Source organism: Frankia nepalensis (assembly GCF_016786325.1).
Classification (GTDB): Bacteria; Actinomycetota; Actinomycetes; order Frankiales; family Frankiaceae; genus Pseudofrankia; species Pseudofrankia nepalensis.
The window spans coordinates 6406-17210 of sequence record NZ_JADWYU010000181.1 but is presented as its reverse complement, the minus strand read 5'-3'; the positions used below and the strand labels follow the sequence as shown (position 1 = coordinate 17210).

Here is a 10805-nt window from a genome sequence, read left to right as displayed (position 1 = left end):
GGGGGGGGGCCCGCGCCGGCCCGCCCGCGGGGGGGGGGGCGGCCGGACGGCTGGGGCGTCAGGTGCGGGACGGCGTGGTCGGTGACGGGAGACCGGCTGGTTCGGTGGCAGGGGCCGGGACGGTGACGGCGGGCGCGACCGGGGCCGACTCGCTCAGGCCGACGCGGTCGTGCAGCCAGCGCAGCGGAGCGGGGGCCCACCAGTTGGCGCGGCCGGCGACCCGCATGAAGGCAGGGACGAGCACGCCACGGACGAGGCTCGCGTCCAGCAGGATCGCCAGGGCGGTACCAAGGCCGAACATCTGCATGAACCGCACCGAGCCGGTCGCGAAGGCCGCGAACGTGACCGCGAGCAGCAGCGCCGCGGTCGTGACGATCCGGCCGGTGCGGGCGAGACCGGTGGCGACCGCCTCCGCGTTCGGCTTGCCGGCGTCGTGCTCCTCCTTGATCCGGGAGAGCAGGAAGACCTCGTAGTCCATCGACAGCCCGAACGCGATGCAGAACAGCAGCACCGGCATCGAGGTGTCCAGCGGGCCGGGGGTGAACCCGAGCAGGCCCGCGAGGTGGCCGTCCTGGAAGATCCAGACCGAGACACCGACGACCGCCCCGAGCACGAGGCCGTTGAGCACGATCGCCTTCAGCGGCAGCAGCACGCTCCCGGTGAACAGGAACAGCAGCACGAAGGTCGCGAGCGAGATCAGCCCGATGGCGAGCGGGAGCCGGTCACCGATCGCGCTCTTGCCGTCGACCAGGTAGGCCGACGTGCCGCCGACGAGGACGCTGCTGCCCGCGGGGACGGGCAGCGCGCGGGCCGCCCGGGCGAGATCCTGCCCGGCGTCCGACATCGGGTCGATGGAGGGGACCACCTGCAGGTAGGTGGCGCCGTCGGTGGCGAAGCGCGCGGAGGCCGGCCCGGGCGGCGCGGTCCTGGCGCCGGCCTGGAACTCGCCGACGGCGCTGTCGACCCGGCCGGCGCCGGGGAGCCGGGACAGGGCGGTGGCGTAGTCGGTCAGCGCCTCGGCGGCCGGCTGGCCGGTGACGACGACGTCGAGCGCGCCGCTGATGTTGTCGCCGAAGTCCGACCGGAGCACGTCGCCGACCGCGCGGCTCGGCTTGCCGGGGTTGAGGACCCGGTCGTCCGGGGTGGCGAAGCTGACGTGCAGCACCGGCGCGGCCAGCAGCAGCAGGAGCGCCACGACCGGCAGGCCGGTGAGCAGCGGGCGGCGCATCACCCGGGTGGCGACCGCCCGCCAGAACGGTGACTCGGTGGCCTCCCGGGGCGCCTCGGCGGGGGCCGGCCCGGCCGCGGCGGCACCGGCGGCGGCCTTCCCGGCCCCGCGCCGGCGGAACAGGCCGACCAGGCCGCCCACCCGCAGGGCGTTGACCCGGTCGCCGAGCAGGTACAGGACGGCCGGCAGCGCGAGCACCGCCGTGAGCATCGTGACCAGCGTGACGGCGATGCCGGCATACGCCATCGACTTGAGGAAGAAAGGCGGGAACACCAGCATCACGGCGAGCGCGACGATGACCGTGGCGCCGCTGAACAGGATGGTGCGCCCGGCGGTGCGCACGGTCGCGACCGTGGCGGCGCGCCTGTCCCGCCTGGCGGCGAGCTCCTCGCGGAACCTGCTCACCATCAGCAGCGCGTAGTCGATGCCGAGGCCGAGGCCCAGCGCCGTGGCCAGGTTGACCGCGAAGATCGACACGTCGGTCGCCTCGGCGATCACCGACAGCGCGGCGAAGCCGCCGAGGATGCCGACGAGCCCGACGCCGAGTGGCAGTGCCGCGGCGACCACGCCGGCGAACGCGATGATCAGCAGTACCAGCGTCACCGGGATGGCGACCAGCTCGGCGGTGGCGAGGTCGGTGGTGACCTGCTCGCCGATGTCCCGGTTGACGGCCGCCCACCCGCCGGGCTGGACGGTGACCGGGCCGGCGCGGTCCGCGTCGTACTTCGCCACGACGGCGTCCGCGTGGTCCTCGTCGACCGTCGCGACGACGAGCGCCGCGTCCGCGTCGCGGGAGCGCAGCACCTCACCGGCGCCCGTCCAGTAGGACGCGACGCCCCGCACTCCAGGCTCCTCGGCCAGCTCGGCGGCCAGCGACCGGCCGGCGGCGGTGACCGCCGGGTCGTCGACGGTGCCGGAACGCGCGGTGACCAGCAGCACCAGGTTGGGGGCGCCGCCGAAACGGTCCTCCACGATGTCCGCCGCCCGGGACGAGTCGGACTTCGGGTCGTCGAAGCCCCCGTCCAGCAGCTTGCCGAAGGCGCCGACACCCAGCACGGCCGCGCCGAGCACGAAGATCAATGTGAGGGTGAGGACGACGCGGGGCCGGCCGGTGACTCCGGCGGCGAGACGTGAGAACACCGATGCCTCCCGAGAGCTACAGTCTCAAGAGAGAACACTGTTCGCTATCGAGAACGCTGTCAAGCTACTTGTCGCGGGCCGTTGACTGATCGTCTGCCTCTGGACAACGTCGTTCCTGGGGAGCACCCTCGATCCGGCCCAGACGCACGGCTCGTGGCGGACACGGGCGATGGCTGCCCTGGACTGGGAAGATGACGCGGATGAACCGACTGGCACCCCGACGCGAGCGGCTGCGGGCCGCGACGATCGCGGAGATCAAGCAGACCGCCCGCGATCAGGTGGCGGACGGCGGCGTCGCCGCGCTCTCGCTGCGCGGCGTGGCCAGGGCGATGGGGATGACGCCGTCCGCGCTGTACCGGTACTTCGACAGCCATGACGTACTGATCAACGAGCTGTGCGCGGACGCGTTCGGCTCGCTCGCGGACGCGCTGGAGGCCGCCTACGCCGCGGCGACCGACGACCCGGACTGGGCGCGGCGCTGGCTGCTGCTGGCCAGGGCCTACCGCCGCTGGGCGCACACCCATCGGACGGAGTACACACTGCTGTTCGGCCCGCGGACCCTGGAGCTGGAGAAGTCGGACCGGTGCGGCGACGAGATGCACCGGGCCACCGGGGTGCTGTTCCGCTGCCTGATCGAGGGCATCGCCGCCGGCGCCGTCGACCCGTCTCACCTGGATGGGCAGCTCAGGCCGGGCCTGCGGGCCCAGCTGGTGGCCTGGGGGGTCGACGAGGGCGCGCCGATCTCACCCGCGGGCCTCGCCGGCGCCCTGATCGTCTGGACCCAGCTGCACGGCTTCCTGTCCCTGGAGCTGTTCGGCCAGCTGCCGCCGACCTTCGACGACTTCGACGACCTCTACGACCAGCAGATGCTGGATGCCATCGTTCGCATCGGCTACCGGCACCCGATCGACTTCGCGTCCGTCACGGCCCCCTCCCCGGACGTCGAACCGGTCGTCGCGGGCGCCGCGACCGCGACGCCCGCGACCAACCAAGCGACGGCCTGAACCACTGGAACGCCGGAGCGCCCAACGAAACCCAGCCATGATCCCGGCCCAGGACAGGTCCTACCCCCAGATCTCAGACCTGCCCCGGCACCAGAAGACCGGGGCGCTCAGCACCCCGAGGCGGAACGGCGATGGTCGCCCCTGGGCGACCTTGAAACGAAACCCAGCCATGATCCCGGCCCGGGACAGGTCCTACCCCCCGATCTCAGACCTGCCCCGGCACCAGAAGATCGGGGCGCTCAGCGCCCCGAGGCGGAGCGGCGATGGTCGCCCCTGGGCGACCTTGAGCCGACCGCCCTTGAGCCGACCGCCCTAGGCGGAGGTGCGCATCTTGCGGCCGAGGGCGTCGAGGGCCGCCCGGCGCGCCGCCTTGATCTCTGGGAGGCGGGCCCGGTAGGCGGGCGAGCTCGCCAACGGCGGGTAGAAGCCGAGCCGCGGCACGAAGTCCACCTGGTCGTAGCCGGGAGGTCGACACAACGCGAACTGCCGGCCGGGGAAGAGCAGGCCGTAGTCCTGCGCGAGCTCCCAGATCGTGATGCGCGGGTCGACTCGTCTGCGCTGGAAGTACGCCTCCAGAAGGTCGACGGTGAAGCTGATCTCGTGGAACTGCTTGACGAGGTCGTGGTAGTGCTGACCGACCTGGTATTTGATCGGCAGTTCCACCTGGGCGCATTCCTCCGGCGCCAGCATGTCCAGGGCCAGCACCTTCACCGACGTTTCCACGCCGTAGCCCCTGGAGAACGCCAGCGCCGCGAAGACGTCGGCGTCCAGGGCGAACTCGCCGATCAACGGCTGGATCGTCCTGGTGATGGCCGGGACGTAGCCGCCGAGTTGCTTCGCGTAGAGGGAGCGCAGCATCTCCGTGGTGCGCCCACCGGGCTGGCCGCTACCGGTCAGCCGGGGGGAACTGCCGTTGACGAACATCAGACCCTCGTCGGCGGTCATCGCGGCGGCGAGCCGGCCGGCCGTCATCGGGTCGTAGTTCTCCAGGTCGGAGTCGTGAAAGATCAGCCGGTCTCCGAACGCCAGGAAGGCCAGGCTGCGCATCGCGCCGGCCTTGCCGCCGAACGCCGGCGCCTCCGGCCCGGCGTGCAGCGCGAGCACGCTCTCGCCACGGACGGCCCAGCTGGCTCCCGCCTCCTCGGCGATCTCCACCAGGCCGTGCTCATCACCGTCCGAGGTCGGGTCGACGACCACGCCGATCTCGTCGAGAACGTGCCGGTCCCGCATCCATCGATCCCGGATCCGCGCGATCATGTTTCCCAGGGTGCTCGCTGATTCCGGTCCCCGGGCCGGAATCAGCACGCTCAGCGTGATGCCCTTCGCGAGCCTGTCTTCCTCGAGCGCGTCGAGGTCGAGGGTGGTGGGGTCGAGCGTGTGCACGGACTCCCCTCTCAGGTGACCTTGAATGCCGTGTGAACATCCCCCTCCGGCCGGCCATGGGTGTGGTTCGCGGTTGTCACCGTGACATCGCGTGCGCGCGTGACCTCGCGTGCGCGGGGCTCGGCCACCGAACACGGGTCGCGCCGGACCCGTGTCACCCCGCTCCGGTCACGTGTCGCGGCAAGGTCCGCGTCCGGGCACGCACCTGGACGCAGGTCGGTGCCACCCGCTGGCCGGAACTCTTCCTCTCTTCCTGACTGTTGTTGTCCAGGATCGCCGAGTCATCGGGTACGACGTCAGAGAACGTCAAAGTATCTGCTTCCGGCCATTCCTCCCACCCGAACGCGGCGTGGGTCTTATCGCTCACAACCGGAAGCCCGGACCGGCGGACCCGGCCGACGTGCCGCGGGCCCCGGGACGCCGAAGAGCCCACCTTTCGTCACGGTGGGCTGCCATCCCCGGCGCTCGACGTCCCGGAGGGACGTACCCGCACATGGTGGGTTCGATGCGCGTGACGGCTACCCGACGGGTACCCGACGCCTGTCTGTCACCTGATGTCCTCCCGGCACCCGCCCGCCCGGCCGCGCGGCCCCGCCCCACCCGATTCGCCGGTCGCCGGTGTCGCCTACCCGACACCTCGGCCCCGGGCTCGAGAGCGCGAGCGGGCGTCTCCGGCCGCGCGGAACCCGCCGCTCACCGCCCCGCCCGTCCCCCCGCGTCGGCCCAAGCCTGGCACCTCGGCCCACGGGCTCAGGGGGCTCTCAGGGGGCCCAGGTCTCAGGAACGGGCCGGGCCGCGGCCACGGCCTCCCGGATCGGCTCCCGGACCCTCCAGGTCGCCCGCCTCCCGGATCCGGGAGGAATCCCGGGCCGCGCGGGAGCCGCCGCGGGTCGTCGGCACCGGCGCGTCGGGGCCATCCGGCGGCCGGGGCCAGTTGACGGGGGTGGCCGGGTGATCGGACAGGACGACGCGGTCGCGGCCGGCCGTCTTCGCGGCGTAGAGGGCACGGTCCGCGCGGTCGACGAGCTCGGCCGGGCTCGCGGCGTCCGCGGGAGCGGCGGCGCCGCCGACCGACACCGTCACCGCCAGCGCGGTGACGTCGGTGACCGGCACCGGGGCCGCGGCGACCGTCGCGCGCAGCCGTTCGCCCACGGCGCGCAGGTCGTCCTGGCCGGTGCGGGCGGCGAGCAGCGCGAACTCCTCGCCGCCGTAGCGGGCCACGACGTCGCCGGACCGGGCGGCCGCGCGCAGCCGGCGGGCGATCTCGGTCAGCGCGCGGTCGCCGGCCGGGTGCCCGAAACGATCGTTGATCGACTTGAAGTGGTCGACGTCGATCAGGAAGAGCGCGAGCACCGCGTCACCCCGGCGGGCGCGGGCGGCTTCCAGGACGAGCCTCGTCTCCAGGAAGCGCCGGGTACGCAGGCCGGTGAGCACGTCGGTGTTCGCGAGCCAGCGCTGGCGCACCTCGGCGTGCCGCATCCGGGCCATGATCAGGGCCATGGTGACCACCATCGCTCCGGCGGTGACCAGCTCCATGTACGTGTCGGCCTTCCCCGCGTTCGCGGCGAGCGTGAGCGGCGCGACGACGCCGACGAGGTAGAGCGCGTAGAGGCGGGCGCGGCCAAGCTCGGCGGAGTGCGGGGCGGGGTCGGCGACCCGGGTCATCGTCGGGTGCAGCGCCGCCGCGCCCAGGGCCAGGTTCCCGGCCAGCCGGATCCCGTCCAGCGGGCCGCCGGCGCTGGAGCCGGACCCGAGCAGCTGGATCGCGTAGCCGGTGTCCGCGGCGAGCAGGGCGAACAGGCTGGCGGCGAGCAGGGCGACCGCCGGGGGGCGGCGCCGGAGGCCGAGCAGCAGCCGGACGGCGATCGCGAACAGGACGAGGTCGGCGACCGGATACCCGACGGCGACCAGCGTGGACAGGTCGCCGTCCAGCCGCGGCTCGATCAGGTTCAGGTAGGACAGCGTCGCCGCGGCGGTCGCCGCCAGCAGGCCGTCGAGCAGGCTGGGCAGGTCCCCTCCGGGGACGCGCCGCCGCGCGATCGGCAGCACGCCGGCCACCAGGACCGGGTAGTGCGCCAGGTACAGCAGGTCGTGGACACCCGGGAAGGTCGTCGAGGCCTGGGGGTAGTAGGCGACGCAGAAGATGGCGTCCGCGCAGGCGTAGATCAGCTGGGCCAGCCCGATGAGGGCCCAGAGCGGCCAGGGCCGCGGCCGGTACCGGTACAGCCCGACGAACACGGCGACGGCCGCCGAGGCGCTGGTCGCGCAGTAGGCGACCGCGCGACCGGTCACCCAGCCGCCCTCCCCCGGCAGCGCGTAGTAACAGCCGATGACCATCGCGCCGGCGCCGAGGTACCCCAGCCAGAGCCAGGAGGCCGCCATGCTCGCCGGCCGGGCCAGGCTCGCCATGGCGACCGGAATCCCAGCCGGGCCCCCGGACAGCGTCAGGCCGACCGGGCTCGGCGGCCGATCACCGGGCGGGCACGCGACGGCCGGAGGCGACGGCCCCCTCACCGGCCGCCGGTCCGCGTTGGCGCGGCGGAAGTCATTGACCGCGGCCATGCGCAGCCCTTCCCCACCTCGGCTCGCGGACGCGCGGCGGCCCGCTGACGCGCGGCGGCCGTGGACGTGCTGGCCGGGGGACTCGCCAGGTGCGCGGAGAGATGATCGCACCCCCTTCCAGCCTGGGCACCGCCCGTGGGGTCGCGGTTGGTCGCCCAGGACGGCGCCCTGGCAGCGGCGACCCCCGCGACGTGGGTCGCGTCGGCGATATCGGCGTGCGACGCCCGCGCTGGCGTCGGCGTGGTTCGCCTCTCTCCGGCGGGACCCGCTCCCCGTCGGTCGGCCGGCAAACCGTCACTTCCAACCCAACCGTACCGAGTCGTCGCTCTTCGTATTGCTCCTACGAACGAACATGTGACCCTCTTGGGCGAAACTTGTGTATGTGCGCTCACTCACTGTTTGAACGCGCGGACGCGGCATCGGGAAATCGACCAGCAGTCCGTAACCCAACACTCAGCGCGCCGGCTGGCGGGCGGTCAGCAACGGGCAGCGCGCCCTGAGCCACCTCGACGGCCGCGGACCTGGCATCCGCCGCCCGCGGCGGCGACCCGCCCGCGGGCCGGCGAAGCGCCGGGCGAACCGCCCGCCGGCCCGCCGCGGCGAGCGCCGAACGGCCGGAGCCCAGCCCCGCGACCACCCGCGAGCGTGTCACGTTCGCGACGCCGGCCCCGCGGCGAGCCCGCGTCCGACGCGCCGGCCCCGCGGCAGCCGATACGGGCGCTTGCCGATCGGCCCGCGCCCGCCCGGTTTCGACCAGCGCGGCCAGCGCGTCGCCCGACGCGCCGCGTCCGGGCGCGGACCGCGACGCGATCGAGCGGCAGGCCGCCCGACAGATCACCTTTGGTCACACAACAGCGTCAGAAGGCGCCTTAGAAGGTCGATGTTGATACTGAAGGTAAATATACCGGCACCAAACGTCTCACGGTCGACCCGGTCGGCGGACGATCCGCCGGGACGCGTTCTGCGCGCTAGCACCCCTTGGCCCCGCCAGCCAACACCTACTCCAGCGGTGGTGGCTCCACAGCTTGACCCGGCTAACACGGTTAGCCATTCTTCGGCTAACGCCGTTAGCCAGCCGGCGGGCCTCCCGGCTGAACGTCGCGTCGCCGACTGCCCTGGACGGGGCGGAACCGTCACAGTTCACACGCCCGGCTCGTCGTAGTCCGGGAGCACACGGAAAGAGACGAGGAGACGATGTCCGGGTTCTTGCACCGAGTGGGCGCCGCCTGCGCCGCGCACCCCTGGCGGGTGATCGGCGCCTGGGTCGCGGCGCTGGTGCTCGCGCTGGGCCTGTCCAGCACGTTCGGCGGGACGCCCCAGGACAACTACGACACCCCGGGGCTCGCGTCCCAGCGCGCCACCGACCAGCTGCGCGCCGGCTTCCCCGAGGTCGCCGGCGCCGACGCGCGCGTCGTGCTGCACGACCCGGACGGCCGGCTCGACGACGCCGTGGTCACCGACGTCTCCAGGAACCTCGGCGGCGTCGAGTACGTGGCCATGGTCGCCCCGCCCCGGCTGTCCACCGACGGCGACACCGCGTTGATCACCGTCTACTACGACCGGCCGGTCACGCACGTCGGCGGCAAGGAGGCCCTCGACAACCTCGTCACGGCCGTGGACGGCCCGACCCGCCAGGCGGGCGTGACGGCCGAGTTCGGCGGCCAGGTCGCCGAGAACATCCAGGAGATCAACGGCATGGCCGAGGCGATCGGCATCGCCGCGGCCCTGGTCATCCTGCTGCTCGCGTTCGGATCGGTCGTCGCCGCGGGTGTGCCGCTCGCCGTCGCGCTGATCGGGCTCGGCATCGGGTCCGCCGGCGTCACCCTGATCGCCGCGGTCAGCGAGGTCAGCACGATCGCCCCGACGATCGGCACCATGGTCGGCCTCGGCGTCGGCATCGACTACGCCCTGCTGCTCGTCACCCGCCACCTCGAGGGCCTGCGCGCGGGCCTGCCGGTGCGCGAGGCCGCGGCCAACGCGACCGCGACCTCCGGGACATCGGTGCTGTTCGCCGGCGCGACCGTCGTGCTGGCGTTGATGGGCCTGCGCCTCGTCGAGCTCAAGTCCTACTCCACGACCGGCTTCACCACCGCCGTGGTCGTCGTGGCGGTGGTCGCGACGTCGCTCACGCTGGTACCGGCGCTGTGCGGGCTGGCCGGGCACCGGCTGCTCGGGAAGAAGGCCCGCCGGGCCATGGCCGAGGCCAGCGACGCCGCCACCGCGCCCGCTTCCGGCGCCCAGGCCGCCCAGGCCGCCCAGGCTCAGCCGGACCAGCGGCTGACCGCGCGCTGGGCCGCGCGGGTGGGCCGCCGGCCGCTGCCCTGGGCGCTGGGCGCGCTCGTCGTGCTGCTCGCCCTGGCCGCTCCCGTGCTCGACATGCGCACCTGGCCGCAGGACGCCGGCAGCCAGTCGACGTCGACGACGCAGCGGCGCGCCTACGACCTGATCGCGGCCGAGTTCGGCGCGGGCGCCAACGCCCCGCTGCTGGTCGCCGCCGACCTGCGCACCCTGCCGAAGGCGGAGCTCGGCCCGCTGGCCGAGGCCATCCGTTCGGCCCCGGACGTCGCGACCGTCGCCGAGCCGGTCATCTCGTCGGACGGGTCGACCGCGCTGATCGTCGCCGAGCCCACGGTCGGCCCGAGTGACCCGAAGGCCTCCGCGCTGGTCCGCCACCTGCGCGCCGACGTGCTGCCCGACGGCGCCGAGATCACCGGCTGGACCGCCGCGTTCACCGACATCTCCGCCCTGCTCGCCGGCCAGCTGTGGCAGGTCGTCGGCTTCGTCGTCGGCGTCTCGCTGCTGCTCCTGCTGGTGGTCTTCCGCTCGCCGCTGGTCGCGCTGAAGGCCGCGGTGATGAACATGCTCTCGATCGCCGCCGCCTACGGCGTGATCGTCGCGGTCTTCCAGTGGGGCTGGGGCGCCGAGCTGCTCGGCCTGCCGCACGCGGTGCCGATGTCGAGCTGGCTGCCGCTGCTGATGTTCGCCGTGCTGTTCGGGCTGAGCATGGACTACGAGGTGTTCCTGCTCTCCCGGATCCGCGAGGACTGGCTGGCCACCGGCGACGCCCGCGGCAGCGTGGTGCGCGGGCTGGCGAAGACCGGCCGGGTCATCACCAGCGCCGGCCTCATCATGATCGCCGTCTTCGCCGGCTTCGCGCTGGACCCGGACGTCACCGTCAAGATGATCGGCCTGGGAATGGCGGTCGCCGTCCTGGTCGACATGACCATCATCCGGATGGTGCTGGTCCCGGCGACCATGGCCCTGCTCGGCCGCGCCAACTGGTGGCTGCCGGGCTGGCTCGACCGGATCCTGCCGCGCCTCGACCTGCACGGCGAGAAGGCGGGCACGGTCACGCTGCCCGCGCCGCGCGTCGAACTGGCCAAGGAGGAGACCCCGGCCGCCCACTGACCCCCGGCCCGGCACGCGCCCCTTCTCACGACGGCCTGGCCCGCGCCCCCCGGCGGGGCGCGGGGCCCGCCCCCGGGCGG

At 73.5% G+C, this 10805-nt stretch carries 5 protein-coding genes; 2 read left to right on the top strand and 3 right to left on the bottom strand.

Features of this window, described 5'->3' with window-relative positions:
* Positions 1–58: 58 nt before the first annotated feature.
* The gene (locus I6A81_RS27450; RefSeq protein ID WP_203007076.1) at positions 59–2368 is read right to left on the bottom strand and encodes an MMPL family transporter; all 2310 of its coding nucleotides are present in this window, start codon (positions 2366–2368) and stop codon (positions 59–61) included.
* Between the two features lie 200 nt (positions 2369–2568).
* Here I6A81_RS27450 and I6A81_RS27445 point away from each other — a divergent pair, with 200 nt between their 5' ends.
* Positions 2569–3372 carry a TetR/AcrR family transcriptional regulator gene (locus tag I6A81_RS27445; RefSeq protein WP_238430822.1) on the top strand — a complete coding sequence of 268 codons (804 nt, stop codon included), beginning with the start codon at positions 2569–2571 and terminating at the stop codon, positions 3370–3372.
* Between the two features lie 312 nt (positions 3373–3684).
* On the opposite strand, the gene I6A81_RS27440 is transcribed toward I6A81_RS27445, so the two are convergent.
* Together I6A81_RS27440 and I6A81_RS27435 are read right to left on the bottom strand one after the other, a co-directional pair.
* Positions 3685–4755, bottom strand: coding sequence for a glycosyltransferase family protein (locus I6A81_RS27440; protein ID WP_203007078.1), 1071 nt, complete (start codon positions 4753–4755; stop codon positions 3685–3687).
* A 777-nt stretch (positions 4756–5532) separates the two neighbouring features.
* Positions 5533–7164, bottom strand: a complete 1632-nt coding sequence (locus tag I6A81_RS27435) for a GGDEF domain-containing protein (protein ID WP_238430823.1) — start codon at positions 7162–7164, stop codon at positions 5533–5535.
* 1347 nt (positions 7165–8511) lie between these two features.
* Between I6A81_RS27435 and I6A81_RS27430 the strand changes: the two genes are divergently transcribed.
* Entirely contained in the window at positions 8512–10725 is a 2214-nt protein-coding gene (locus I6A81_RS27430) for an MMPL family transporter (protein WP_203007080.1), read from the top strand.
* Positions 10726–10805 lie beyond the last annotated feature (80 nt).